At 67.1% G+C, this 24,466-nt stretch carries 20 protein-coding genes; all 20 read right to left on the bottom strand.

Going from position 1 to position 24,466, the window contains the following annotated elements; translation table 11 throughout:
* Positions 1 to 176 precede the first annotated feature (176 nt).
* The 20 genes from aspS to rsmH all read right to left on the bottom strand — a co-directional run bounded on the left by aspS (position 177) and on the right by rsmH (position 24,211).
* Positions 177 to 1,955: an aspartate--tRNA ligase gene (aspS, locus tag EDE12_RS14380; RefSeq protein ID WP_026598167.1), complete on the bottom strand. Its 1,779-nt coding sequence runs from the start codon at positions 1,953 to 1,955 to the stop codon at positions 177 to 179.
* A gap of 135 nt (positions 1,956 to 2,090) precedes the next feature.
* Complete coding sequence (gene lpxC / locus EDE12_RS14375) at positions 2,091 to 3,011, bottom strand: UDP-3-O-acyl-N-acetylglucosamine deacetylase (protein WP_245275716.1); 921 nt, start codon at positions 3,009 to 3,011, stop codon at positions 2,091 to 2,093.
* A gap of 218 nt (positions 3,012 to 3,229) precedes the next feature.
* Complete coding sequence (ftsZ, locus tag EDE12_RS14370) at positions 3,230 to 4,936, bottom strand: cell division protein FtsZ (RefSeq protein ID WP_024879442.1); 1,707 nt, start codon at positions 4,934 to 4,936, stop codon at positions 3,230 to 3,232.
* 97 nt (positions 4,937 to 5,033) lie between these two features.
* On the bottom strand, positions 5,034 to 6,347 hold the full coding sequence (ftsA, locus tag EDE12_RS14365; protein WP_026598166.1) for a cell division protein FtsA: 1,314 nt from the start codon (positions 6,345 to 6,347) through the stop codon (positions 5,034 to 5,036).
* Entirely contained in the window at positions 6,344 to 7,342 is a 999-nt protein-coding gene (locus EDE12_RS14360) for a cell division protein FtsQ/DivIB (RefSeq protein WP_036290310.1), read from the bottom strand. The genes ftsA and EDE12_RS14360 overlap by 4 nt, the downstream gene beginning before the upstream one ends.
* Positions 7,339 to 8,262: a D-alanine--D-alanine ligase gene (locus EDE12_RS14355; RefSeq protein ID WP_026598164.1), complete on the bottom strand. Its 924-nt coding sequence runs from the start codon at positions 8,260 to 8,262 to the stop codon at positions 7,339 to 7,341. The genes EDE12_RS14360 and EDE12_RS14355 overlap by 4 nt, the downstream gene beginning before the upstream one ends.
* A 202-nt stretch (positions 8,263 to 8,464) precedes the next feature.
* Positions 8,465 to 8,803 (bottom strand): hypothetical protein, encoded by a 339-nt coding sequence (locus EDE12_RS14350; RefSeq protein WP_134188134.1) that lies wholly within the window; start codon positions 8,801 to 8,803, stop codon positions 8,465 to 8,467.
* Between the two features lie 115 nt (positions 8,804 to 8,918).
* Positions 8,919 to 9,194: a hypothetical protein gene (locus tag EDE12_RS14345; RefSeq protein WP_026598162.1), complete on the bottom strand. Its 276-nt coding sequence runs from the start codon at positions 9,192 to 9,194 to the stop codon at positions 8,919 to 8,921.
* A 118-nt stretch (positions 9,195 to 9,312) separates the two neighbouring features.
* Positions 9,313 to 10,827: a hypothetical protein gene (locus EDE12_RS14340; RefSeq protein ID WP_026598161.1), complete on the bottom strand. Its 1,515-nt coding sequence runs from the start codon at positions 10,825 to 10,827 to the stop codon at positions 9,313 to 9,315.
* Entirely contained in the window at positions 10,824 to 11,750 is a 927-nt protein-coding gene (murB, locus tag EDE12_RS14335) for a UDP-N-acetylmuramate dehydrogenase (RefSeq protein ID WP_026598160.1), read from the bottom strand. The genes EDE12_RS14340 and murB overlap by 4 nt, the downstream gene beginning before the upstream one ends.
* 223 nt (positions 11,751 to 11,973) lie before the next feature.
* Positions 11,974 to 13,380: a UDP-N-acetylmuramate--L-alanine ligase gene (murC, locus tag EDE12_RS14330; protein ID WP_026598159.1), complete on the bottom strand. Its 1,407-nt coding sequence runs from the start codon at positions 13,378 to 13,380 to the stop codon at positions 11,974 to 11,976.
* Positions 13,377 to 14,501 carry an undecaprenyldiphospho-muramoylpentapeptide beta-N-acetylglucosaminyltransferase gene (gene murG, locus EDE12_RS14325; RefSeq protein WP_026598158.1) on the bottom strand — a complete coding sequence of 375 codons (1,125 nt, stop codon included), beginning with the start codon at positions 14,499 to 14,501 and terminating at the stop codon, positions 13,377 to 13,379. The genes murC and murG overlap by 4 nt, the downstream gene beginning before the upstream one ends.
* Positions 14,498 to 15,661 (bottom strand): putative peptidoglycan glycosyltransferase FtsW, encoded by a 1,164-nt coding sequence (locus EDE12_RS14320; protein ID WP_026598157.1) that lies wholly within the window; start codon positions 15,659 to 15,661, stop codon positions 14,498 to 14,500. Before EDE12_RS14320 ends, murG begins: the two co-directional genes overlap by 4 nt.
* Entirely contained in the window at positions 15,658 to 17,082 is a 1,425-nt protein-coding gene (gene murD / locus EDE12_RS14315; RefSeq protein WP_026598156.1) for a UDP-N-acetylmuramoyl-L-alanine--D-glutamate ligase, read from the bottom strand. Before murD ends, EDE12_RS14320 begins: the two co-directional genes overlap by 4 nt.
* A gap of 4 nt (positions 17,083 to 17,086) precedes the next feature.
* Entirely contained in the window at positions 17,087 to 18,169 is a 1,083-nt protein-coding gene (gene mraY / locus EDE12_RS14310) for a phospho-N-acetylmuramoyl-pentapeptide-transferase (protein WP_026598155.1), read from the bottom strand.
* A 12-nt stretch (positions 18,170 to 18,181) separates the two neighbouring features.
* Complete coding sequence (locus tag EDE12_RS14305; RefSeq protein WP_026598154.1) at positions 18,182 to 19,600, bottom strand: UDP-N-acetylmuramoylalanyl-D-glutamyl-2,6-diaminopimelate--D-alanyl-D-alanine ligase; 1,419 nt, start codon at positions 19,598 to 19,600, stop codon at positions 18,182 to 18,184.
* Positions 19,601 to 21,049, bottom strand: coding sequence for a UDP-N-acetylmuramoyl-L-alanyl-D-glutamate--2,6-diaminopimelate ligase (locus EDE12_RS14300; protein ID WP_026598153.1), 1,449 nt, complete (start codon positions 21,047 to 21,049; stop codon positions 19,601 to 19,603).
* Complete coding sequence (locus tag EDE12_RS14295; RefSeq protein WP_026598152.1) at positions 21,049 to 22,818, bottom strand: penicillin-binding protein 2; 1,770 nt, start codon at positions 22,816 to 22,818, stop codon at positions 21,049 to 21,051. The genes EDE12_RS14300 and EDE12_RS14295 overlap by 1 nt, the downstream gene beginning before the upstream one ends.
* Positions 22,815 to 23,201 carry a hypothetical protein gene (locus EDE12_RS14290; protein ID WP_024879428.1) on the bottom strand — a complete coding sequence of 129 codons (387 nt, stop codon included), beginning with the start codon at positions 23,199 to 23,201 and terminating at the stop codon, positions 22,815 to 22,817. The genes EDE12_RS14295 and EDE12_RS14290 overlap by 4 nt, the downstream gene beginning before the upstream one ends.
* Positions 23,201 to 24,211, bottom strand: coding sequence for a 16S rRNA (cytosine(1402)-N(4))-methyltransferase RsmH (rsmH, locus tag EDE12_RS14285; protein ID WP_026598151.1), 1,011 nt, complete (start codon positions 24,209 to 24,211; stop codon positions 23,201 to 23,203). The genes EDE12_RS14290 and rsmH overlap by 1 nt, the downstream gene beginning before the upstream one ends.
* Between the last annotated feature and the right edge of the window lie 255 nt (positions 24,212 to 24,466).

Here is a 24,466-nt window from a genome sequence, read left to right as displayed (position 1 = left end):
GTCGGATGAGGGTTCTTCGACGTAGGGCGAAATAACAAATCCATGCGCGGATTTTCATTGCGATCCGACATGGAGATAAATTTCAAGAGGGCCGCCAACCGCAGCCGCCCTCATCCGACCTCGCTTCGCGAGGCCACCTTCTCCCACGAGTGGGAGAAGGGGCGCAGCTGATAGGCTCAGCCCTTTTCGGGCAGGTTCAAGCGGATGTGCAATTCGCGCAGCTGCTTGGCCGTCGCCTCGGATGGCGCGCCCATCAGCAGATCTTCGGCGCGCTGATTCATCGGGAACAGCACCACCTCGCGCAAATTCTCCTCGCCCGCGAGCAGCATAACGATGCGATCGACGCCCGGCGCAATGCCGCCATGCGGCGGGGCGCCATATTGGAAGGCGCGATACATGCCGCCGAATTTCTCGATCAGCACATCCTCGCCATAGCCGGCGATCTCGAAGGCCTTCTTCATAATGTCCGGGCGATGGTTTCTTATCGCGCCCGAGGACAATTCGATGCCGTTGCAGACGATGTCGTATTGATAGGCGAGAAGATCGAGCGGGTCCTTGCCCTCCAACGCCTCCAGGCCGCCCTGCGGCATGGAGAAGGGATTGTGCGAGAAGTCGATCTTCTTGTCGTCCTCGTTATACTCGTACATCGGGAAGTCGACGATCCAGCAGAACTCGAAGACATCGGTCTTCGAAAGGCCGAGCTCCGTGCCGACGCGCAGACGCGCGGCGCCGGCGAGCTTGGCGGCCTTCAGCTCCTCACCGGCCAAGAAGAACAGCGCATCGCCGGCCTTCACGCCGCCCTTGGCGGCGAGCGCAGCCAGCGCCTCCGGCGGGATGAATTTCGCGATCGGGCCTTTGCCGATCAGCGCGCCATTCTCCTCGTCGAAGATGATGTAGCCGAGGCCCGGCGCGCCCTCTGACCGCGCCCAATCATTGAGCTTGTCGAAGAAGCTGCGCGGCTGCGCGGCCGCGCCCGGCGCCGGAATGGCGCGCACCACCTTGCCCTTGAAGGCCTTGAAGCTCACATCGTCGCGCGCGAATTCCGCGCTCACATCGGCGATGATCAGCGGATTGCGCAGATCGGGCTTGTCGGAGCCATATTTCAGCATGGCGTCGCGGAAGGCGATCTTGGGGAAGACCGGCGTCACCGGCTTGCCGCCGCCGAATTCCTCGAACACGCCACGCAGCACGGGCTCGACCGAGGCGAACACGTCTTCCTGCGTCACGAAGCTCATTTCTATATCGAGCTGGTAGAACTCGCCGGGGCTGCGGTCGGCGCGGGCGTCCTCGTCGCGGAAACAGGGCGCGATCTGGAAATAGCGATCGAAGCCCGCCACCATCAGCAGCTGCTTGAACTGCTGCGGCGCCTGCGGCAATGCATAGAATTTGCCGGGGTGAATGCGCGAAGGCACCAGAAAGTCGCGCGCGCCCTCCGGCGAGGAGGCGGTGAGGATCGGCGTCTGGAACTCGAAGAAGCCCTGGGACTTCATGCGCTGGCGCAGCGAATCGATCACCTGGCCGCGCAGCATGATATTGGCGTGCAGCTTCTCGCGGCGCAGGTCCAGGAAGCGGTATTTGAGCCGCGTCTCCTCGGGATAGGGAAGATCGCCGAAGACCGGCAGCGGCAGCTCGGCGGCGGGGCCGAGCACCTCGATCTCGGTGACATAGACCTCGACGAGGCCGGTCGGCATATCGGGATTCTCGGTGCCGGCGGGGCGCTTGCGCACCTCGCCGTCGAGGCGCGCGACCCATTCGGAGCGCAGCTTCTCCGCGGCCTTGAAGGCCGGCGAATCGGGGTCGACCACGCATTGGGTAAGGCCGTAATGGTCGCGCAGATCGATGAACAGAACCCCGCCGTGGTCGCGAATGCGGTGGCACCAGCCGGAGAGCCGGATTTTCTCGCCGGCATGGGCCTCGCGCGGCTCTCCACAATTATGCGAACGATAGCGATGCATTTTGCGTGTCTTTTGTCTCGTAGGGAGGGACGTTTCTAGCCGCGGAGAAGCGCAGGGGGAAGCGCCGGTGTCAAGCCGGAGCGTCACGCGGCGGGCGCTCCGACTGCAACATGGCGGACGAGCGGAAGCGGAGCCTCAGCCAGACGCGCCGATGCGGGCGGCGGGGCGCCCGTGCGGCCGCCGCTCGCCGCCGACGATGGCGAAAGCGGAAGGCGTCGCCAGCAGCGTCTCGACCAGAGCGAGATTGAGCCTGTGGCCGCCGCGATAGGAGCGGAAAGCGCCGATGATCGGCGCGCCGGCGAGAGCGAGATCGCCGAGCACGTCCAGCATTTTGTGACGGACGAACTCGTCGGCGAAGCGCAGCCCCTGCGGATTGAGCGCGCGGCCGTCCGAAAGGACGATGGTGTTGTCCAGCGAGGCGCCGAGCGCCCTGCCCTCGCGCCACAGACGCTCGGCGTCCGATAGAAAGCCGAAGGTGCGGGCGCGGGCGATCTCGGCGCGAAAGCTCGCCGGCGTCAGCCGCATCCGCCGCCGCATGCGGCCGATCGGCGCGGCGGCGTAGGAAATCTCGACATCCATGGAAAAGCCGCCGGCTGGCGCGGGCGTGAGCTCGGCCCAAGCGGCGCCGTCGGCGACGCGCACCGGCGCGCGAATCACAATGGCGCGGCGCGGCGCGGCGAGCGCGACGATTCCCGCTTCGTCGATCGCCTCGACGAAAGCCGCCGCCGAGCCGTCCATCGCCGGAACCTCCGGCCCGTCGACCTCGATCGCCACATTGTCGACCCGAAGGCCGCGCAGCGCCGCCATCAGATGCTCGATCGTCGAGATGGACGCGGCGCCGGAGCCGAGGCGCACGCAAAGATCGGTGGAGGAGACATTGCGCGCCTCAGCGCGTAGCGCATCCACGCCGCCGAGCCGCGTGAAGACGATTCCCGAGCCCGCCTCGGCGGGCATGAGGAGGAGCCGCGAGGCGAGGCCGCTATGCGCGCCGACGCCGTCCAGCGCCACTGCGGCGCCGAGCGTCGTCTGCATCCTCGTCGGTCGATGCGACGTCATCGATTTCGTCTCACTCCGGGAAAGCGGTCCGGCCCGCCGCACGCGCGCGATGATGCGCGATTGTGGCGGAGCGGCGCCGGCGCAGAATAATCCGCGCCGCAGCGGGGCTCCAGTCACGGTTTTTTACAAAATGTTACAGCCGACACGAATGAGAAAAGGCCCGCCGGAGCGGGCCTTTCACAGATTTCGCGATCATGCGGCGCAGGATCGGCGAAAGATCAGCTGTTGATCTGGCGGCGCAGGAAGGCCGGGATCTCGAGCTGCTCCTCCTCGATCGAGCGGGCCTGCGCGACGCGGCGGCCATGCGGATCGAGCCCGGCGTGTCCCGCCGGCTGCTGCGGCGCCTGGGGAACCGGGCGCTTGGCGTATTCCGCATGGCTCTGCGTGGGCGCGGGAGCCTGCGGGCGCATCTGCGGACGCGGCGCGGCGGCGGCGGCCGGCCCCTGCAGCGTGTCCTCCTGGCGGCTCGCGCCGAAGGAGGCGAGGCGCTCCAGCAGCGTGCGGCGGCGGGCGGCCTCCGGCGCCTGAGCGCCGGCGACGTCGCCGCGCGCCTGGCGATACTGCTCCTGCACCGGACGCGGGAAGTCCTCGATCTGCGGCATGCGCATGCGCGGCAGCTCGGCGGCCGGCGGGATGTAGGGCTCATGCGCCTCCATCATATGGGCCGGCTGCGGCGCGGGCTCCGGCGCATAGACCGGACGCGCCGCCACCTGCTCGAGATAGACGTCGCGCGAGGGCGCCTGCGCCTGCTGCGGCTCGCCGTAATAGGGCGAGGGCTGGCGCTCGATCGGGGCCGGCGCGGGCTCGGGCGCATAGGCCTGAGGCGCCGGCTGCGGAGCGGGCTCGGAGATGGTCTGGACGAAGGAGACCCGACCCTGCGCCGCCACCTGGGCGCGCAGACGCTCGGCGGCCTCCAGCACGCGGGCTTCCGCGGCCGCGGCGTCCTCGGCGGCGGTAGAAGGCAGATCGATGCCCGTCGCCACCACCGACACGCGCACGACGCCCTCGAGCGAGGAGTCGAAGGTCGCGCCGAGAATAATGTTGGCGTCCTCGTCCACCTCCTGGCGGATGCGGCTCGCCGCCTCGTCCACCTCATAGAGGGTGAGGTCGTTGCCGCCGGTGATCGAGATCAAGAGGCCGCGGGCGCCCTTCATCGACACTTCGTCGAGCAGCGGATTGGCGATGGCCGCCTCCGCCGCGAGGCTGGCGCGGCGCTCGCCGGTGGCCTCGCCCGTGCCCATCATCGCCTTGCCCATGCCGCGCATGATCGAGCGCACGTCGGCGAAGTCGAGATTGATGAGGCCTTCCTTGACCATGAGATCAGTGACCGAGGCGACGCCCGAGTAGAGCACCTGATCGGCCATGGCGAAAGCGTCGGCGAAGGTCGTCTTCTCCGTGGCGATGCGGAAAAGATTCTGATTCGGGATGATGATCAGAGTGTCGACCGACTTCTGCAGCTCGGCGATGCCGCCCTCGGCGATGCGCAGGCGGCGCTGGCCCTCGAAATGGAAGGGCTTGGTGACGACGCCGACGGTGAGAATGCCCATCTCGCGGGCGATGGCCGCGATGACAGGCGCGGCGCCCGTGCCCGTGCCGCCGCCCATGCCGGCGGTGACGAACACCATATGCGCGCCGGTGAGGTGCTCGCGGATCTCGTCCTTGGCCTCTTCCGCGGCGGCGCGGCCGACTTCCGGCTGCGCGCCGGCGCCGAGGCCTTCGGTCACCTGCAGGCCCATCTGGATGATGCGCTCGGCGCGCGAGGAGGCGAGCGCCTGCGCGTCGGTGTTGGCGATCAGAAAGTCCACGCCCGACAGGCCCGACATGATCATGTTGTTGACGGCGTTGCCCCCACCGCCGCCGATGCCGCACACCAATATGCGGGGCTTCAATTCCCGGAGCTCGGGCGCCTTGAGATTGATCGTCATCGCCAGACCTTTCGACTGATTTTCATGCGACTGCGCGTCGGTTGCCATCCCCGGAGCGTGTCGCCGACGCGCGCCTCGCTCTCCATGCTCGAAATTCTCAAAAACTGTCTCTCAACCACTGTCCGACCCGAGAGATGTACCCATTGGTCCCGGTCCCGCGCATCTCCGCCTCGCGGCGTGGCTCGAAATATTCGCGCCCCGCGAATTGCGGATAGACGAGCAGACCGACGGCCGCGGCGAAAGCCGGGCTCCTGGCCGATTCGGGCAGGCCGTCTATGCCGGCCGGCCGGCCGACGCGCACCTGTCCGCCCAGAATGCGGCGCGCCGCCTCCGGCAGGCCCGTGAGCATGCAGGCCCCGCCGGTGAGCACCACGCGCCGCCCCGCATGCGCCGAGAAGCCGGACGCCGCCAGACGGTCGCGCAGGAACTCCAAGGTCTCCTCGACGCGCGGACGAATGATGCGCACGAGATGCGATTTCGGCGCATGCGCCGGATGCTCGCCGCTCTCGCCCACATGATCGAAGGCGATCGTCTCGCGATCGTCGGAGGGAGAGGAGATCGCCGCGCCATAGAGCGTCTTCAGACGCTCGGCGTCGCTCAGACGACAGTCGAGGCCGCGGGCGATATCCATAGTGATGTGATTGCCGCCGAGCGTCACCGCATCGACATGCGCCAGCGCGCCGCCGGCGAAGACGGCGAGCGAGGTGACGCCCGCGCCCATATCGATGACGATGGCGCCGAGTTCGGCCTCATCGGCCTCCAGCACGGCGAGGCCGGCGACGTAAGGCGCCGCAGCGGCCGCCTCTATGCCGAGATGGCAGCGCTCCACGGCGACGAGAAGATTGCGCATCGCCGCCTGATCGCAGCTGGCGACATGGAGATCGACGCCGAGCTCGCCGCCGACCATGCCGGCGGGCTCGCGAATGCCGGCGGAGCCGTCCAGCGAGAAGCCGGTGGGCAGCGAATGGACGACGACGCGGCCGCGCTCCGTCACATGGGCGGCGGAGGCCTCGAGCACGCGATGCACATCGGAAGGCGCGACGGCGCCCGAGACGACGCGCGTCTTGGCGGCGAAATGCTGCGAGGCGAGGCGGCCGCCGGAAGCGGTGACGATGATGGCGTCGATCTGCGAGCGCGCCATGCGCTCGGCCGCGTCGACGGTCCGGCGCAGCGCGCTCTCCACCTCCTCCATATCGACGATCTGGCCGGCCTTCACGCCGCGCGAGCGCTGATGGCCGATGCCGAGCACGCGCGCACGATGCGTGCGCCCGCGCGGCGAGCCGTCGCCGACCGGCGTCAGCCGCGCGATGATGCAGGCGATCTTCGACGTGCCGACGTCGAGCACCGCCATGGTCGCGCTGCGACGAGCGCCGAGCTGCTTCATTCGCGGCGGGAAGAGATGTGACTTCATGTCTGGCCGCCCTTGTGTGAACCACGCGAACTCGCGGCCGCACGCGCGGCGGCCGCCTCCTCGGAAAGGCGCGCCGCTACGCGTCCCGGCGCGCGCAAATCGATCGAGATCACATCCTTATCGAGGATCCTGGCCTCACGCTGGAGTCGCTGCAGGACGGCGAGCGCCGCCTCCGGATCCTGCTCGGGGAGCTTGACCTCGACGCCATTGGTCATGTCGAGCGACCAGCGCCGCCCGGAGACGAGAATGCCGGCGCGCACGCGCGATTTGAGATCGCCGGCGGCTTCCAGCAGCCGCATATATTCGTCGAGCCGCTTCTCCGCGCCCTCGCCGACGACAAAGGGCAGGCCCAAAAATCGCTCGTCGCGCATCTCGTCGATGACGACGCCATCGGCGGCGACGACCGAGAGCTTGCCGTCGCGCTGCCAGAGCGCGAAGGGCCGACGCCCCTCGAGCGCAATAATGAGCCGATCGGGATAGAGCTTCAGCACACGCGCGCTCTCCACCAGCGGCAGCGCGGTCAGCCGCTCGCGAATCGTCTCCGCGTCGAGAAAGAGCAGCGAATGTGTGGGCTTCACGCCCGAAGCGGCGAGCACGTCGCCCTCGGAGAGCTCGCCGAGCCCGCTGATGGTGACGACCTCGATGGAAAAGCCGAGCGCGCGCGCCACGATATCGCGCGGCGCGCCATTGCGGGCGACGAATTCCGCATAGCCGCCATTATGCGCGACGCCGGCGAAGCCCACTCCGCCGAACAGCAGAGCGAGCGCCGCCGTGCCGATTCCCGGCAGAGCGGCAAGCCGCGAGAGACGCCCGCGCTCCGCGCGCGGAGCCGCGGCGGCCGGCGGGCGGACGCGCCGCTCGGCCGGCTGGGATGCGGTGGAATTTACGTAAGGAGCGGAATAGGCGCCGGGCTGAAGCGAGCCGGCGTGGATCGAACCAGCTTGGACGGGATGCGGATGCGCGACATCGAAGAGAGCCTCGACAGGCTCCCTCAACGATCGCAGGACGCGTCTTCCACCATCCATCTTACGAGCTCGCCAAACGAATATCCGGCATATGCCGCCATTTCGGGAACCAGCGAGGTCTCGGTCATGCCCGGCTGCGTGTTGACCTCCAACACGACGAGCTCGCCCGTACCTCCGGGGCGATCGTCGTATCGAAAGTCCGCACGGCTGACGCCACGACAGCCGAGAGCCCGATGAGCCTCGAGCGCCAACTGTTGGACCTCTTGGTAAATATTTTGTTTAAGATTCGCTGGAAGCACGTGTTTCGACCCGCCTTTCGCGTATTTCGCGTCGAAACCGTAGAAGTCCTCCGACACGGGGAGGATTTCGATGACGTCGAGAGCGCGGTCGCCCATCACCGCGCAAGTGAGCTCGCGGCCGTCGACGAAATTCTCCGCCAGCATGAAATCGCCATGGCGCCAATCGGCGGCGGCCAGCTCCTGCGGCGGATGCGAGCGCCCCTCCTTGACGATGAAGACGCCGAAGGACGACCCCTCGCTCACCGGCTTCAGCACGTAAGGCGGCGGCAGCGCGTGGGCCTTGGCCGCCTCCAGTCGATGCAGCACCCTGCCCCGCGGCACCGGCACGCCGGCCGCCGCCATGACGCTCTTGGCGACATCCTTCTTCATCGCCAGAGAGGAGGCGAGCACGCCCGAATGCGTGTAGGGGATGCGCAAAATCTCCAGCACGCCCTGAATGGCGCCATCCTCGCCGAAGCGGCCGTGCAGCGCGTTGAAGGCGACATCCGGCGCGAGCTTGGCCAGAACCTCGGCGACGTCGCGGCCGACATCGACGCGGGTGACGCGATAGCCGACGCTCTCCAGCGCCTTGGCGCTCGCCTCGCCCGATCGCAACGAGACATCGCGCTCCGAGGAGAATCCGCCCATGAGCACGGCGACGTGAGCAGTCATGACGCACCTTCGAGTTGTGCGAGGGCTTCGACCCTCGGATGGATTTGCGAATGGGCCGGCGGCGGCGCTGGCGCGCTCCGACGCCCGTCACATGTGACGCCAAGGCAGATCAGAGCCGCCTTGGGAAGGCTCCGAGACATGGCGCCCGGCCCGCGACGACGCTATCGACGATCGGCTCGCGCCTTGGAGTGGCAGCGCGAAATTAATGCTTCGCTACCATTCCGGCGGTGAAGGCGACGATCTCCTGCCAGCGCAGAATGATGGCGACCACGGCGCCGATGATCGAGACGATCGACGCGATCTTAGCCGTAGTCGGAAGGGCGTTCACACGCCCTTTCAGCTCGCCAAACTCGACCGCGGAAGGAAGGCCGGCCACACGCCCCTTCAGCTCGCCGATATCCGCAGCCAACATCGCCTTCAGGTCCTTGAAGTCGGAGGACGTCGGCATTGCGCGGAGAAGCCCCTTGATCTCGGCGGTGTCCTGAAGAAGCTTCTTCATGTCCGACTCGAGTGTGGTGACACGACGCTCGAGATCGCTCATCCCCTCTCCTCCGCCGCCTCCTCCAGGTCCAACGCTTGCAGGTCCAGCGCTTGCCTGGGCGATGTTTCTATCATGGGGAGCCGTCGAGCCGCCGACGACATGCAGACGAGGCTTTTCAGTCATTTTTGTCGACCACCGACACGTTATGTAAGCGCACGAAGCCGCAATGACTACACGTAAGCATATAGCAGTCGTGTCGGACCATCTCCACCGAATACGGGCGGCCAGAATCGTCTGAAAACGATTTTCCGAGAGAATCGACGGACACCTTCACCAATTGCTGCTCATTGTCGGCGGCAGATTCACCGATCCAATTGTTCGTCCCGCAAAAGGGGCAGCCGCCGAGGGCTCCCTTTTCCTCGAGCCAAATTTGAAAATCATCCGCTCTCATAGGTCGTCCCTCGTCGAACGCACTCTGCCAGCAGCGCGAGCAATTCGCAAATGGGGCTCGGCAACCTCGAGAATTCCCCGAGCGACTAGGAATCGGTCAGGCGGCGCCTCCCCCACTCTCACTCCGTCCGCCGCCAAATCTCGATATCCCCCGCCCGTTTCGCGAGCCTGTAGGCGTCGAGCGCGCCGGCCATCTCGGGCCGCCGCAGGACCCACTCCCGCGTCGCCCGATCTTCGGCGACGATAATATCGGGGCGCCCCACGCGAATATCCTCGGCGAGAGCGGCGAGATCGGCGCTGCGCCGCGCCTCCAGCCGTTCGCGCTGTTCCGGTCCCGCCGCTTCGAGCAGCCGGCCCACGGCCGCGGTGACGAAGAGCGCATTCTGCCGTCCCACCCATTCGCCCGCGAGCCGCCGCGTCAGAGGATGACCGAAATCGAGCTGGCTGGCGATGGTCGCGATGCGCGGATGCGGCGGCGCGACCGCGGCCACGGCGGCCAGCAGGCCCTCGTGCTCCTCGTGATCGGTCAGCTGCTCGACGATTCCGAAATAGGCCGGCGCGGCGAGCAGCGCCGGCACGAACAGGAATTTCGTCAGCGCCGCGCGCACGCCGGCGACGGGGGCCGCGCGGTCGCGCAGAGCGAGAAATATCCAGGCGAATAGCAGCAGAACGATCGCGGGATAGGCATGATTCATCCAGCCCTTCCCCTGCAGCAGAAAGGCCGCGAAAAAACCCAGTGAGGAATAGAGCGCGACCAGACTCGCACGGCCGAGGGCGGCCCCGCGCGCCGCGACGACAAAGCCCGCGAGCAGCGCCACATAGGCGAGCGCGAGCGAATGCGCGAGAAAATGGCCGAGCTCGTCGCGCGCCGGCCCATAGACCTCGAGCGCGAGCGGCAGCGCCTCGCCGACATAGGCCGGAAAAGCGATCAGCGTCGCGCCGGTCACGGCGACGGAGGCGAGCGCCGCGGCGATCAGTTCCGCTCGCAGCAAGGCGCGCACGCTGCGTTCCCGGAGAACTATCGCCAGAGCCGGCAGCGCGATGGCGAGGATGAAATGCGGCTTCAACGCCACGGCGAGACCGCCGCAAACTCCCGCGACGATATGCGCGAGCCGCGGCGCCGGCGCGCGCCCCTCCGCCGCCAGCGCGGCGAGCAGCGGCAGCAGAGCGAGCAGAGCAATATGCTCGCGCTCGGCGAAGACGATCTCCGGCGCGACCAGCAGCAGAAAGATCGCGGCGTTGAGCAGCTGCATCCATTCGCGCCAGCTGCGCGCCGCGCCATGGCGCAGCAGCAGAAAAGAAAAGCCGATGGAGCCCGCGGCGGCGAAAAAGACCAGCGCCGCGACCATCGCCTCCGTCGGAAGATGCAGCGCGCGGGCCAGCAGCACGGCCGGCATGAGCGAGAGAAACGCCGCCGGCGGATTGGGATCGCTCACCTCGACATAAGCGACGCGCCCATCGAGAACCTTCTCGGCGAAGGTCGAGAACCAGGAGACGTCGCAATCGATATGGCCGATGAGCTGCTGCGCGACGGCGACAACAGCGAGCGCCACGCCGAGCAGCGGGCTCGACAAAAGCTGCGCGAGCCCGTCGCTCTCGACGCTCGCGCGCGCGCTCTTCTCGAGGACCGTCATGCGAGGGCGAGGCCGATCCGCTTGATCTCCCAGCGCAGGAGAACGCCGCTCTTCTCCTGCACGCGCCGCCGCACCTCCTCGCCCAGCGCCTCGACGTCGGCGGCCGTCGCCTGGCCCCGATTGACGAGGAAATTGCAATGCATCTCGCTGACCTGCGCATCGCCGATCACGAGCCCGCGGCAGCCAGCCTCGTCGATCAATTGCCACGCTTTATGGCCCGGCGGATTGGCGAAAGTGGAGCCGCCCGTCTTCTCGCGAATGGGCTGCGAGGCCTCGCGCGCCTGCGTGATGCGCTCCATCTCCGCGAGGATCGTCGCGGGATCGCCCTTGCGGCCCTGATACAGCGCCTGCGTGAAAATCATATCGTCCGGCGCATCGCTATGGCGATAGGAGAAGCCGAGATCGGCATTGGCATAGACGCGCGCATTGCCGGAGCGATCGACGCCGCGCGCCTCGATCAGCGCATCCTTGGTCTCGCCGCCATGCGCGCCCGCGTTCATGCGCAGCGCGCCGCCGACGCCGCCCGGAATGCCGCGATAGAAAGCGAGCCCGTCTATGCCGGCGTCCGCCGCCGCGCGCGCGAGCTTCACATCGGGAACCGCGGCGCCGACGCGAATGCGCTCGCCCTCTTCGACAGCGATGGCCCCGAAGCCCTTGGCCGTCAGCCGAACGACGACGCCCGTGACGCCGCCGTCGCGCACGATGAGATTGGAGCCGAGGCCGATGACCGTGACCGGAATCTCGCGCGGCAGTCGCGCGAGAAAGTAAGCGAGATCGGCCTCGTCCGCCGGCGAGAAGAGAAGCTGCGCCGGCCCGCCGACACGAAACCAGGTGAGCGGCGCGAGCGGCTCATTTGCGGCGAGACGCCCGCGCAATTCCGGCGCGAGCGCGACGATCTCGGCCGAGATATCCGGAAAGCTCATCCGCAATCTCCGTGCGCGTCTCCTTCTCCCACTCGTGGGAGAAGGTGGCCCGGCGTAGCCGGGTCGGATGAGGGTCCATCGACATTACGCGCAGCACTTGAACGCAGCAAAACGAAGAGCCCCGCACTTCTACGCGGCCCCTCATCCGACCCTCGCTGACGCGAGGGCCACCTTCTCCCGCGAGCGGGAGAAGGGACGCGCGTTCTCCATGTCTGCGCGATTGTCATGGTGCGAGCTCCGCCAATTGCGCCGGCAGCGCATAAGCCCATTTCGTAATGTCGCCGGCGCCGAGAAACACCACATAATCGCCCGGCGCGGCGATCTCGCGGATCAATCCCGGCAGCTCCTGCGGCGAAGCGAAGGCGCTCGCGCGCTCATGCCCTTGCGCAGCGGCGGCGCGCGCCAGCGCCGGGCCGTCGACGCCCTCTATCTCGCTCTCGCCGGCCGGATAAACATCGGCGATCAGCGCCACATCCGCGTCACTGAAACAGCCTGCGAATTGATCGAACAGCGACTGCAGCCGCGTGTAGCGATGCGGCTGCATGATGGCGATCACCTTGCCCTTGGTGGAAGCGCGCGCGGCGCGCAGCACGGCGGCGATCTCGACCGGGTGATGACCGTAATCGTCGAAGATGGAAACGCCCTTCCACTCGCCCGTCTTGGTGAAGCGCCGCTTCACGCCGGCGAAGCGCGCGAGCCCCTCGCGAATCTTATCCGCGGGAACGCCGAGCCGATGGGCCACCGCAATGGCCGCCGTGGCGTTGAGCGCATTGTGCCGCCCCGCTGCCGGCAGCAGAAGCTCGTCGAGCCGCGTCTCTGCGCCCGTATCACGATCACGCAGGAGCACCGAAAAGCGTCCGACGCCGCCGGAAAGATCGAGATCGAGCAGACGCGCCTCGGCCTCCTCGCTCTCGCCATAGGAAATGACGCGGCGATCTTCGATTTGGCCGATGATCTCGCGCGCGGTCGGATGATCGAGACAGACGGCTGCAAAACCATAGAACGGCAGATTTTCGATGAAGCTACGAAAGCCCTTCTTCACGCCGTCGAAATCGCCGAAATGATCCAAATGCTCGGGATCGACATTGGTGACGATGGCGACTTCCGCCGGCAGCTTCAAGAATGTGCCGTCGCTCTCGTCAGCTTCGACCACCATCCATTCGCCGGCGCCCGGCCGCGCATTTGTGCCGTAAGCGTTGATGATGCCGCCATTCACGACTGTCGGATCGAGACCGCCGGCGTCGAGCAGAGTGGCGACCAACGAGGTGGTCGTCGTCTTGCCATGCGTGCCGGCGACGGCGACGCAACGCTTGTCGCGCATCAGCTCGGCGAGCATTTCCGCGCGCTTCACCACGGGCAGGCGCCGCGCGCGCGCCTCCGCCAGCTCGGGATTGTCGCGCTTGATCGCGCTCGACACGACGACGACGGCTGCTTCGCCCAGACATTTGGCGTCATGGCCGACATGCACGCGCGCGCCCTTGCCGGCGAGCCGTTGCAGATTGGCGCTGTCGGCGGCGTCCGTGCCTTGCACATCATAGCCTTGTGCGAGCAGAATTTCGGCGACGCCGGACATTCCAATTCCGCCAATGCCGACGAAATGAATGGGGCCGAGACGGCGCGGCATTCTCATGTGAGGCTCCCTCGCGCCAGCGCGGCGCTCTCTCTCTTCTGCGCGACGGCGAGCACGAGATCGGCGAGCCGCTCGGCCGCGTCGGTCACGCCGACGCTTTTTGCCGCCTGCCCGCGCCGCTGCAATTCGCCGCTGTCCGCAACGAGCGCGGCGATGCGTTCGGCGAGCCATTGCGGCGTGAAATCAGCTTGGCGCACGACCTCCGCCGCGCCCGATTTCGCCAGCACGGCGGCGTTTGCCGCCTGGTCCTGGTCCAACGCATGCGGCAGCGGCACCAGAATGCTCGGTCGCCCGATCGCCGCCAGCTCGGTGACGGTGGAGGCGCCGGCGCGCGCGATCACGAGATGCGCATGCGCGATGCGCTCCGGCAGATCGGCGAAGAAGGGCGCGATCTGCGCGACGATTCCGGCGCGCGCGTAAGTCATGGTGACGCGCGCGAGATCTTCCTCGCGCGCCTGCTGCGTCAGCTCGATGCGCTCGCGCAATTCTTTCGGCAGAGATTCGAGCGCCGCAGGCACGATATCGGACATCACCCGCGCGCCTTGCGAGCCGCCGGTGACGAGAAGGCGCAGCTTGCCGTCCTCAAAGCCGGGATAGGGCAGCGCAGCCGCCGCGAGCGCGGCGGGTCGCAGCGGATTGCCGGTGACGACGATCTTTTCCGTGAGCACATCCGAAACGCCGGAGAGCGGAAAGCCCGAGGCGACCGCATCGACGCGGCCGGCGAGAAAGGAATTGGCGCGGCCCATCACCGCATTCGCCTCATGCAGCACTGCGGGAATGCGCAGAAGCGTGGCGGCGAAGAGCGGCGGCACGCTGGGATAGCCGCCGAAGCCGACGACGGCGAGCGGCCGAATGCGCCGCAGAAGAAACAGCGCCTGCGCGGCGCCTACGCCGAGTGTCGCGATCGCCGTCGCCTTGGCGAAGACAGAGCCGCCGCGCGGAGTCGCGGAAGCGATTGTATGCAGGGCGCGCGCGGGAAACTCGCCGCCATAGCGCAAGGCGCGCTCATCGGTGACGAGTTCCACCTCGAGCCCACGCGCGCGCAGCGCATGCGCCAGCGCCTCGGCCGGAAAAAGATGACCGCCGGTGCCGCCGGCGGCGAGCAGAAAAGGCGCGCTCATGCCACCGCTCCCATCGGCGCATGGCTCGCATGCTCCGTCTCGACGACGGGTTCTATATGCGGGCGCCGACGCGTGACGGCGAGTAGAAAGCCGAAGCCGAGCGCCAGCGAGATGAGCGAGGAGCCGCCATAGGAGATGAATGGAAGCGTCATGCCCTTCGACGGCATGAGCTGAAGATTGACCGCCATATTGATCGCGGCCTGCAGGCCGAACAGCATGACGAGGCCGGCGGTCGCGAAGCCGCAGAAGGCGTCGTCGTTGCGCGAGGCGGAATAGAGTCCGCGCAGCACGATGAGGCCATAGATCGCCGCCACCGCCATGCAGACGAAGAGGCCGAACTCCTCGCCGATGACGGCGAAGATCGTATCCGTATGCGCGTCCGGCAATATGCGCTTCAGCGTGCCTTCGCCCGGCCCTTTGCCGAACCAGGAGCCGCTGATGAAGCTGTAGAGCGCCGTGTCGGCCTGGAATGTATCGGCGACGCCCTGCCCCGCCGCTTGCGGGTCGAGAAAGCGCGTCACGCGCGCATGCACATGCGGCAGGAATTTATAGGCCGCGACCGCGCCCACCGCGCCCGCGCCCCCGACGCCGAAAATCCAGAACCAGTGAATGCCGGCCATGAACAAGAGCCCCGCCCAGACGAGCGAGATCAGCATGGTCTGGCCGATGTCCGGCTGCATCACCAGCGGCGCGACGGTGACGGGCAGCAGAGCGATGGCGAGAAGATTGCCGGGAACGTCCTTGCGCTTGGCGCCTTCCGAAAAGGCCCATGCGGCCATGATGACGAAGGCCGGCTTCAAGAATTCGGAGGGCTGAACGCCGAAGATCCAGCGCTTGGCGCCCTTCACCTCCTGGCCGAAGAACAGCGTGCCGACGACGAGCGCGAGCGAGACGATCCACAGCAAAATCGCCGCGCGCCGCACATGACGCGGCGTGAGAAAGGAGACGCCGATCATCACGAGGATCGCCGGCGCGAGATAGATCACCTGCCGATGCACGAAATGAAAGGTGGAGAGATGCAGCCGCTCGGCGACGGGCGGGCTGCCGGCCATAGCGAAGACGAGGCCGCAGACGATGAGCAGCGCGACGCCGGCGAGGAGCCAGCGATCGATCGTCCAGGCCCAATCAGAGAAGGTGGAACGCTCCGCGCGCGAGATCATAGGCTTTCTCCGGCAATGGGCGCATGCGCATGCAGCTCGCGCGCGAGCAGGCGAAAAGCGTCGCCGCGCGCTTCGAAATTGGCGAATTGATCGTAAGAGGCGCAGGCCGGCGACAGCAGCACCACGGGCTCGCGCGCCTCGCTCAACGCGGCCTCCTCGGCCGCGCGCGCGATCGCCACATCGAGCGTTCCGCATTGCTCATACGTCACGGCGCCCTCGAGCGTGCGCGCGAAATCCTGCGCCGCCGCGCCGATGAGATAGGCTTTGGCGATGCGCGGGAACAGCGGACGCAGCGGCTCTATGCCGCCCTCCTTCGCCTTGCCGCCGGCGATCCAGAAAATATCGTCATAGGAGAGCAGAGCCTTCTCCGCGGCGTCGGCGTTGGTGGCTTTCGAGTCGTTGACGAAGACGACGCGTCCGCGACGCCCCACCTCCTCCATGCGATGCGGCAGGCCGGGATAGGTGAGCAGCCCGCGCGCGATCTCCGCGCAGGAAAGTCCGCAATGCCAGGCGACCGCGGCGGCGAAGGCGGCGTTCTGCGCATTATGCGCGCCGCGCAATGTGCGCGCGCCCTCGAGATCGCCGAGCGTCTCGGTCTCCTCCGACCCATGGCCGGCCTCGCGATAGAGCGCCTTGCGATCCTCGATGAAAAAGCCCCAATCGAGCGCGCGCGCAGCAGAGACGGGATAGACGCGCTGGCCCTCGCGGCGTCGCTCGGTCAGCCGCGCGCCGATCGCGTGCGAGAAGGCGTCATCGACGCCGATCAGCGCGACATCGGCGCCGGCGACGAGGCGCTCCTTCACCGCCGCGTAATTCTCCATCGTGCCGTGACGGTCGATGTGGTCCGGCGTCAGATTGATGAGAATGCCGATCGACGGCGCGAGCGAAGGCGTCAGATCGATCTGAAAAGAGGAGCATTCGATGACGTGAATGCGCGTCTCGGAGGGCGGCTCGAGATCGAGGATCGGCGTGCCGATATTGCCGCCGAGCTGCACATCCTTGCCGGCGCTGCGCAAGAGATGCGCGATCAGCGCCGTGGTCGTCGATTTGCCATTGGTGCCCGTGATGGCGATGAAGGGCGCGCCCGGCGCCTTCACCTGCCGTTCGCGGCAGAAAAGCTCTATGTCGCCGATCACCTCGACGCCCGCCTCGCGCGCGCGCGCGACCGTCCAATGCGGCTCTGGATGTGTCAGCGGCACGCCGGGCGAAAGAATGAGCGCGGAGAACTCGCGCCAATCCGCGCTCGTCAGATCGACGATCTCCACGCCCTGCTCGCGCGCCCTGGCGCGGCCCGCCTCGCCATCGTCCCAGGCGGCGACATTCGCGCCGCCTGCGATCAATGCACGCGCCGTCGCAAGGCCGGAGCCGCCGAGCCCAAAGAGCGCGACCTTGCGCCCTGCAAATGTCGTCGCCGGAGTCATGCGCTCACCTCAGCTTCAGCGAGGAGAGCCCGAGAAGGGCGAGAACGAAGGAGATGATCCAGAAGCGAATGACGATCTGCGGCTCGGTCCAACCCATCTGCTCGAAGTGATGGTGGATCGGCGCCATGCGGAACACGCGCTTGCCGGTGAGCTTGAAGCTCGCCACCTGCACGATGACCGAAGCGCCCTCGAGCACGAAGAGGCCGCCGATGATGGCGAGCACGAACTCCTGCTTGATGGCGACCGATATGGTTCCGAGCAGGCCGCCGAGCGCCAGCGAGCCGGTGTCGCCCATGAAGATCTGCGCCGGCGGCGCGTTGAACCACAGAAAGCCGAGGCCGGAGCCGATGAGCGCCGCGCAGACGATGGTGAGCTCGCCGGTGCCGGCGACGTGATTGACGCCGAGATAATCCGAGAAGATCGAATTGCCGACGAGATAGGCGATGATGGCGAAGGCCCCGGCGGCGATCATCGACGGCACGATGGCGAGGCCGTCGAGACCATCGGTGAGATTGACGCAATTGCCCGCCGCCACGATGACGAAGGCGCCGAAGGGAATGAACAGCCAGCCCAGCGAGAAGGCGTAGCCCTTGAGCAGCGGGAGCGCCAGCTTGGACATATTGTCGCCGCCGACCGTGGTGAGCGCATAGCAGGCGAGGCCGGCGACGGCGAACTCGAGCGCGAGCCGCGCCTTGCCGGAAAAGCCTTTGTGCGATTGCTTCGTCACCTTCAGATAATCATCGTAGAAGCCGATCGCGCCGAAGGAGGCCGTCACCAATATGACGATCCACACATAAGGGTTTTTCAGATTCGCCCAGAGCAGAGTGGCGACGAGCAGACCCGAGAGGATCATCAGCCCGCCCATGGTCGGCGTGCCTTTTTTTGTTAGCAGATGCGAGGCCGGACCATCCTCGCGAATGGGCTGGCCCTTGCCCTGCTTCAAGCGCAGCGCGTCGATGATGGTGGGGCCGAAGAAGAAGACGAAGAACAGCGCCGTCGCCGCCGCGCCGGCGGCGCGGAAGGTGATGTAGCGGAAGAGGTTCAGCGGACCGAAGAGATGCGAGAAGTCCGCGAGCAGCGTCAGCATTCGTCTTTTCCTTTACGAGGCCGCTTCGGTTTCGGCCGGGAATTTCGTTCTGATCGCCTCGACGATGCGCGCCATGCGCGAGCCGTTCGAGCCCTTGATCATGACCACATCGCCCGGCGCCAGCGCCGAGAGAACCGCTTCCTCGAGCTCAGCGGCGTTGGCGCGATGCGCGCCGCGCATAGACTCGTGCGCGGCGTAGAAGAGCCGCGCCATCAGCGGGCCGGCGGTGAAGAGGAGATCGACGCTCGCCGCCTCGAGGTCCTTGGCGAGGCCTGCGTGCAATTCGCCGGCGCTCGGCCCGAGCTCCAGCATATCGCCGAGCACGGCGATGCGTCGCCGCGCGCTCTTCTCCGCGCCGATGAGATCGAAAGCAGCGCGCATGGAGGTGGGATTGGCGTTATAGCTCTCGTCGATGAGTGTGAGGGCGCCGCCGCCGATCACCAGCGTCTCCCGACGGCCGCGTCCCTTGGGCGGGGCGAAATCGGCGAGCGTCTCCGCCGCCTCGGCGAGATCTATGCCGAAGACATGGGCGATGGTCAGCACGGCGAGCGAATTGACCGCGAAATGCCGGCCCGGCGCGCCGATGCGGTAACGCAGGCGGCGGCCGAAAATCTCCGCCTCGGCGACTTGGCTCTCGCCATCATAGGAGAGCAGCCGCGCCTGCGCGGCCTCGCTTTCGCCGAAGGAGAAGACATGCGCGGCTCTGGAGGCGGCGGCGCCTTCCAGCAGCGTCTCGTAAGTCTCGTCGTCGCGATTGATGATGGCGACGCCGCCTTCGACGAGACCGGAGAAAACCTCGGACTTGGCCGCCGCTATGGCCTCGAGCGAGTCGAAATGCTCGAGATGCACGGGCGCGACGCGTGTCACCACGGCGACATGCGGCTCGACGAAGCGCACGAGCGACGCGATCTCGCCCGCGTGATTCATGCCGATCTCGAACAGGCCGTAGCGCGCCGAGGCGGGCATGCGCGACAGCGACAGCGGCACGCCCCATTGATTGTTGTAGGAGGCGGCCGAAGCATGCGTCTCGCCGAAGCGCGAGAACACTGTCTTCGCCATGTCTTTGGTCGATGTCTTGCCGACCGAACCGGTGATCGCCGCAATATAGGCGGGCGAGCGCTCACGCGCGCGGGCGCCGAGATATTCCAGCGACTCCTGCACGTCGCGCACGACATAGAGCGGCGAGAGATCACGGAACTCGCCAGCGTGTGCGTCGTCGATCACCGCGCCCGCGGCGCCGCGCTCGAACGCCATGCGCACGAAATCATGACCGTCGCGCGCCTCGCCCTTTATGGCGAAGAAGAGATCGCCCGGCGCCAGCGTGCGCGTGTCGATGGAGACGCCATTGACGTCGCGCGGCAAGCCGCCGCTGATGCGCGCGCGCAATGCGCCGATCAGCCCCAGTCCGGTCCATAGCGCTTGCTGTTTCATTCAAGTCCCACCCTGCAAGGCCGCCTCGACCGCCGCACGGTCGGAGAATGGCAGGACCTGATCGCCGACGATCTGGCCCGTTTCATGGCCCTTTCCGGCGACCACCAGCGCGTCGCCATCGCGCAGCCAGGAGACCGCCGCGCGGATCGCCGCGGCGCGGTCGCCGATCTCGTGAATCTCCGCGCCCTTCGCGTGGCGCGCCGCCTCCAATATAGCGGCGCGGATCGAGGCCGGCTCCTCGCTGCGCGGATTATCGTCGGTGACGACGACGACATCCGCCGCGCGCGCCGCGATCTCGCCCATCAATGGACGCTTGCCTCTGTCGCGATCGCCGCCGGCGCCGAAAACGACAACGAGCCGTCCTTTCGCCAGAGGGCGCACGGCGGCCAGCACCTTGTCCAGCGCATCGGGCTTATGCGCGTAATCGACGAAGACGGGCGCGCCGTCGCGCGCGCCGATGAGCTCCAGCCGTCCGGGGGCGCCGCGCAATTTCTCCAGCGCTGCGAAAACCTGCGCCGGTTCCTCGCCGCAGGAGATCGCCATTCCCGCGGCGACCAGCGCATTGGAAATTTGAAACGCGCCGGCGAGCGGCAAAGCGACGGCGAAAGTCTCGTCGCCGCAGCGCAGCCGCAAGCGCGAGCCGAGCGCCTGCGCATCCGCCTCGAGCAGCGATATGGCGCGGCCCTTCTCGCCGACATCGAAGATCGTCAGCCCGCGCTTCTCGCAAATGTCGATCACGTGCGCGGCGACCGAGCTGTCGGCGTCGATCACGACCGTCTGGCCGGGCGCGAGCAGCGTGTCGAAGAGGCGCATCTTCGCCTCGAAATACTCCTCGAGATCGCGATGATGATCGAGGTGATCGCGCGAGAAATTGGTGAAGGCGCCGACTGTCAGACGCACGCCATCGAGGCGGCGCTGGTCTATGCCGAGCGAGGACGCCTCCATGGCGAGATGGGTGACGCCGCGCGCGGCCAGCGCGTCGAGCGACTGATGCAGCGCCACAGGTCCCGGCGTCGTCAGCGAGCCGTAATGCGCACCATTTTTATCGACGATTCCGATCGTGCCGAGCGAGGCCGCGTCGCGTCCGAGCGTCAGCCAGATCTGGCGCAGAAAATCGACGACCGAGCTCTTGCCGCTGGTGCCTGTCACCGCGGCGACGATCTGCGGCTGACGCGCGAAAAATCGCGCCGCAGCATGAGCGAGCGCCGCGCGCACATCCGCGACGACGAGTAACGGCAGCCCGACCTCGGCCGCGTGCGGCGCGACGACCACGCGCGCCCCACGCGCGCGCGCATCGGCGGCGTAAGCGAGGCCGTCGCCGGCATGACCCGGCACGGCGAAGAAAGCATAGCCTTCGCGCACGTCGCGGCTGTCGGCCGTGACGCCGACGATATCGAGATCGCCGCAGCCCGCCGCCGTCGCTTCATCGAGAAGGTCGGAAAATCGCATCAATGCCCTCCCCCGCCGGGAACAGCGGGATTATTGGCCATGCCATAGCCGAGCTTGGCGAGCAGCGGGAAAGGCTGCGTCGGCAATTCGAAGCGCGGCGGCAGGCCGAGCAGCGGGCCGACGCGCTCGATGATCTGGCCCGTCACCTGGCCCGAGTTATAGGCGGCCGTGGCGTAGCCTCCGGTCTCCGGCAGGCCCTGCGGCTCGTCCATAATGGTGAGGAAGAGATACTTCGGTTTGTCCGCCGGCGCCACCGCCATGAAAGTGGTGAAGAGGCGGGTCTTGGAATAATGGCCGCCGATCACCTTTTCCGCGGTTCCGGTCTTGCCGCCGACGAAATAGCCGTTGATGTTGACCTTCCTGGCGGAGCCGATCTCGGCGTTGAGCCGCATGAGATAGCGCATGGACTCGCTGGTCTCCGGCCTGATCACCTGCACGGCGCTCTTCTTCGCCTCCTCCTCGTTGCGCTTGAGGAAAGTGGGCGCCATCAGATAGCCGCCGTTCATCAGCGCGCCGACAGCCATCATCGCCTGCAGCGGTGCGACGGCGAGACCATGGCCGAAGGCGATGGTCATGGTGTTCAGCTCACCCCAATTCTTCGGCACGATCGGCTCGGCGCTCTCTGGCAATTCTGTGCGCATGCGCGTGAGCTGGCCCATCTTGCGCAAAAACGCCTTGTGCCGCTCGACGCCCTGGCCGAGCGCCATGCGCGCCGTTCCGATGTTGGAGGAATGGGTGAACACTTCCGGCAGGGTGAGCACGCGATTGGTCGCGTGATAATCGTGAATGCGGAAATGGCCGAAATTGAGCGTGCCGCGCGCGTCGAGCCGCGAGTTGAGATTGACCTTGCCGGAGTCTAGCGCCATGGCGATGGTCAGCGCCTTGAAGGTGGAGCCCATCTCATAGACGCCGACATTCATGCGATTGATGATCGTCGGATCGCGCATGTCGCCGGGCTTGTTGGGATCATAATCCGGCAGCGAGGCGAGCGCGATGATCTCGCCGGTGTTGACGTCCATGATCGCGGCGGCGCCGGCCTTGGCCTTGAAATGCGCGACGCCCTTTTCCAGCTCGTCGCGAATGGCGTGCGTCGCCTTTATGTCGATCGACAGCGAGATGGGCTTCAGCTCTTCCGGCGTCAGGCTGAAGCCGGCGTCGTGAAGATCGGCGAGGCCTTGCCCGTCGATATATTTCTCGATTCCGGCGATGCCGGCGTTGTCGATATTGACATAGCCGAGCACATGCGCCGCCGCCGGCCCATTGGGATAGACGCGCTTATTCTCGGGCGCGAGGCCGACGCCCGGCAAGCCGAGATGAAACACCTCGTCGCGCTGCTTGGGCGTCACCTCGCGCTTCACCCAGACGAAGCCCTTGCGCGAGGCGAGACGCTCGCGCAATTCGCGCGAGTCGACATTGGGCAGCACCGCGGTCAGCAGCTCCGTCGCCTCGTCCTTGTCGATGAGCCGGCGCGGCTCGGCGAAGACCGACATGGTCTTCACATCGGTCGCGAGTATCTCGCCATTGCGATCGAGCACGTCGGGACGCGATGCGGCGATGGGCTCGCCGGAGGCGCGGCGCATCGTCGTCGGATCAGGCTTGAAGCCGATGGCGACGAGACGCGCGCCAATGCCGACATAAAGGAAGCAAAAGCCCACGGCGACGAGGCGCATGCGCGCGCCTGTCTTGCCGAGCGAGGTGGTGAACAGCCCGTCGAGCGGCCCGCGCAGGCCTCGCTTCACGGCTTTCGTCACAGTTTCGGCGGTCGTCATCGCGGCTTTCCTTTCGGCGTCGTCGGCGCCTCGCTCGCGGCCGGCGTCGTCGCGGCGCCGCCGAGGCCGAGCGCGTCCAGCTTGCGGCCGATCGAGTCGATGCGCTCGGGCTTTTCCGGCAGCGATTGCGCCGTGGCGATCTGCGTCACGGCGACCGGCTTCAGATCGAGATATTTGTCGGCGAGATCCTGCACGCGCTCGGGCCGCGTCATGAAGGCCCATTCGGCGCGCAGCACGGCGATGGCGTCGCGCTCGCTCTTCGCCTCGCGCTTCATCTTGTTGATCTGCTCGGCGCGCAGCATGGTCTGATATTTGATCGAATAGGCGTAGAAGCCCGAGCCGATCAGCGCGAGAATGGCGACGACATTGAGAATGCGCAGCATCAGCGTCTTCCTTTCACGCGTTCCGGCAGGCGGGCGAGACGCGCCAGAGGCTCGTCGATCGCGCGCGCCGGCGCGTCCGTTCGCGTCGCAAAGCGCAGCTTGGCGGAGCGCGCGCGCGGATTTGCGGCGATTTCGCGGTCCGAAGGCGTCACCGGCTGGCGCCCTTCACTGATGAAGGTCCGCGGCGGCGGAACCGGCTCGCCCGGCAGGAGCCGCGAGCGCGTCTCGCCGCGGCCCGAGCGCTCGCCTAAGAATTGCTTGACGATGCGATCCTCGAGCGAGTGAAACGTCACCACGGCGAGCCGACCGCCCGGCTTCAGCGCCCGCTCGGCGGCGCCCAGCGCGGCGACCAATTCGCCCAGCTCGTCATTGACGGCGATGCGCAGCGCCTGAAAGCTCCTCGTCGCCGGGTGAATATCGCCCGGCTTTCCGGGCGCGGCGCGCTCGATGATCTGCGCCAGCGCGCGCGTCGTCTCTATGCGGCCGGCCTCGCGCGCCTTGACGATGGCGCGGGCGATGCGGCGCGAGGCGCGCTCCTCGCCATAGTGATACAGAATATCGGCGAGCGCCTCTTCCTCGGCATCCGCGATAATGTCGGCGGCGCTCGGTCCGCGGCCTTCCATGCGCATGTCGAGCGGGCCGTCATTGCGGAAGGAGAAGCCGCGCGCCGCCTCGTCGAACTGCATGGAGGAGACGCCGATATCGGCGACGATTCCGTCGAGCGGCGCCAGCCCCGCGCGCTCGGCGACCTGCGCCAGCTCGGAGAAGCGCGCCTCCACCAGAGTCAGCCGTCCGCCCGCCTCCTCCACCAGCGCATAGCCGCCCCTTATGGCGTTCGGATCGCGGTCGAGCGCCAGCACGCGTGTGCCCTCATGCGCCAGCAAGGCGCGCGTGTAGCCGCCTGCGCCGAAGGTGGCGTCCAGATAGACGCCGCCCGCCTGTGGCGCGAGGGCGGCGACCGCCTCCTCGAGCAGCACGGGAACATGCCGCTCAGCGCCGCTCGCCGTCATCTCTCCTCCGATCCGAAAATGTCGCCGCAGGGCCGGTCCGCGCCCGTCGGACGCGCCCTCCAGGGCGGATATTTGGCGTCGACGCGGCCGTCCGCCGAGCCCGCGCGCAGACGCGAAAGCGCCGACGCGCGCGAGGCGCGGGCGCGACTTTTCCCGGAGAGACGTGTCATCGCTCTGAACAACAACGCATATCATGAAAGACCACGGGCGACGGAGCGGCGCGGGCGGCGCGGCGCTTGCGATTATTAGCCGTCG

Source organism: Methylosinus sp. sav-2 (assembly GCF_004366495.1).
Taxonomy (GTDB): Bacteria; Pseudomonadota; Alphaproteobacteria; order Rhizobiales; family Beijerinckiaceae; genus Methylosinus.
This window is presented reverse-complemented; position numbering and strand designations above follow the sequence as displayed.

Coding starts and splice junctions, on each gene's coding strand:
- EDE12_RS14295 (WP_026598152.1), bottom strand. CDS start 22,818: ATGACGACCGCCGAAACTGTGACGAAAGCCGTGAAGCGAGGCCTGCGC.
- EDE12_RS14305 (WP_026598154.1), bottom strand. CDS start 19,600: ATGAAACAGCAAGCGCTATGGACCGGACTGGGGCTGATCGGCGCATTG.
- aspS (WP_026598167.1), bottom strand. CDS start 1,955: ATGCATCGCTATCGTTCGCATAATTGTGGAGAGCCGCGCGAGGCCCAT.
- murG (WP_026598158.1), bottom strand. CDS start 14,501: ATGAGCGCGCCTTTTCTGCTCGCCGCCGGCGGCACCGGCGGTCATCTT.
- EDE12_RS14345 (WP_026598162.1), bottom strand. CDS start 9,194: ATGAGAGCGGATGATTTTCAAATTTGGCTCGAGGAAAAGGGAGCCCTC.
- EDE12_RS14355 (WP_026598164.1), bottom strand. CDS start 8,262: ATGACTGCTCACGTCGCCGTGCTCATGGGCGGATTCTCCTCGGAGCGC.
- EDE12_RS14290 (WP_024879428.1), bottom strand. CDS start 23,201: ATGCTGCGCATTCTCAATGTCGTCGCCATTCTCGCGCTGATCGGCTCG.
- lpxC (WP_245275716.1), bottom strand. CDS start 3,011: ATGACGTCGCATCGACCGACGAGGATGCAGACGACGCTCGGCGCCGCA.
- murD (WP_026598156.1), bottom strand. CDS start 17,082: ATGACTCCGGCGACGACATTTGCAGGGCGCAAGGTCGCGCTCTTTGGG.
- EDE12_RS14350 (WP_134188134.1), bottom strand. CDS start 8,803: ATGAGCGATCTCGAGCGTCGTGTCACCACACTCGAGTCGGACATGAAG.
- murC (WP_026598159.1), bottom strand. CDS start 13,380: ATGAGAATGCCGCGCCGTCTCGGCCCCATTCATTTCGTCGGCATTGGC.
- EDE12_RS14340 (WP_026598161.1), bottom strand. CDS start 10,827: ATGACGGTCCTCGAGAAGAGCGCGCGCGCGAGCGTCGAGAGCGACGGG.
- EDE12_RS14320 (WP_026598157.1), bottom strand. CDS start 15,661: ATGATCTCGCGCGCGGAGCGTTCCACCTTCTCTGATTGGGCCTGGACG.
- mraY (WP_026598155.1), bottom strand. CDS start 18,169: ATGCTGACGCTGCTCGCGGACTTCTCGCATCTCTTCGGTCCGCTGAAC.
- ftsZ (WP_024879442.1), bottom strand. CDS start 4,936: ATGACGATCAATCTCAAGGCGCCCGAGCTCCGGGAATTGAAGCCCCGC.
- murB (WP_026598160.1), bottom strand. CDS start 11,750: ATGAGCTTTCCGGATATCTCGGCCGAGATCGTCGCGCTCGCGCCGGAA.
- rsmH (WP_026598151.1), bottom strand. CDS start 24,211: ATGACGGCGAGCGGCGCTGAGCGGCATGTTCCCGTGCTGCTCGAGGAG.
- EDE12_RS14300 (WP_026598153.1), bottom strand. CDS start 21,049: ATGCGATTTTCCGACCTTCTCGATGAAGCGACGGCGGCGGGCTGCGGC.
- ftsA (WP_026598166.1), bottom strand. CDS start 6,347: ATGAAGTCACATCTCTTCCCGCCGCGAATGAAGCAGCTCGGCGCTCGT.